The organism is Oceanobacillus sp. M60, from assembly GCF_053839645.1.
The window spans coordinates 1-961 of record NZ_JBSSNH010000018.1 but is presented as its reverse complement, the minus strand read 5'-3'; the positions used below and the strand labels follow the sequence as shown (position 1 = coordinate 961).

Below are 961 nucleotides of genomic sequence, written 5' to 3'. Positions count from 1 at the left end.
TTTGGAATTGCTTTATTTTCTGCTCCATAAAGCTCCCAAATAGTGTCGTAACGCTTATGTGACCATATCCAAGGCTGTTTAATTGCCGTTTGATTTCTGGAATATCATTATGACGTTTCCCTCTTTGGAGTGGATGGTTGTATATACTGTTCAGCTTATCTTTTGTCGCTTTGTTCATCTTCCCAGTGGCACTTAATCCATAGTAGGATTGGAACCTTTTTACTTGTGTTTCCATGAAACTTCCATATAGGTTGGTCTCTGTGATATAGCCGAACCCAATGGCATTTAACTGTTTTTTAAATTGGACAATTTCTGCATGCCTGTCTCCACGCTGATATGTGTCTTTAGGGGCAAGTTCTTTTAATTTACCGACTGTTACTTCATCTGCTATTCCGTTAACACGCAGACCATAATCTTTTTGGAATTGCTTTATTTTCTGCTCCATAAAGCTCCCAAATAGTGTCGTAACGCTTATATGTCCATATCCAAGGCTGTTTAATTGCCGTTTGATTTCCGGAATATCATTATGACGTTTCCCTCTTTGGAGTGGATGGTTGTATATACTGTTCAGCTTATCTTTTGTCGCTTTGTTCATCTTCCCAGTGGCACTTAATCCATAGTAGGATTGGAACCTTTTTACTTGTGTTTCCATGAAACTTCCATATAGGTTGGTCTCTGTGATATAGCCGAACCCAATGGCATTTAACTGTTTTTTAAATTGGACAATTTCTGCATGCCTGTCTCCACGCTGATATGTGTCTTTAGGGGCAAGTTCTTTTAATTTACCGACTGTTACTTCATCTGCTATTCCGTTAACACGCAGACCATAATCTTTTTGGAATTGCTTTATTTTCTGCTCCATAAAGCTCCCAAATAGTGTCGTAACGCTTATGTGACCATATCCAAGGCTGTTTAATTGCCGTTTGATTTCTGGAATATCATTATGACGTTTCCCTCTTTG

At 38.7% G+C, this 961-nt stretch carries 1 protein-coding gene; it reads right to left on the bottom strand.

The features are described from left to right. The coding region (locus tag ACW0TQ_RS22075; protein ID WP_455726016.1) for a peptidoglycan-binding domain-containing protein at positions 1 to 961 on the bottom strand (961 nt) is incomplete at both ends.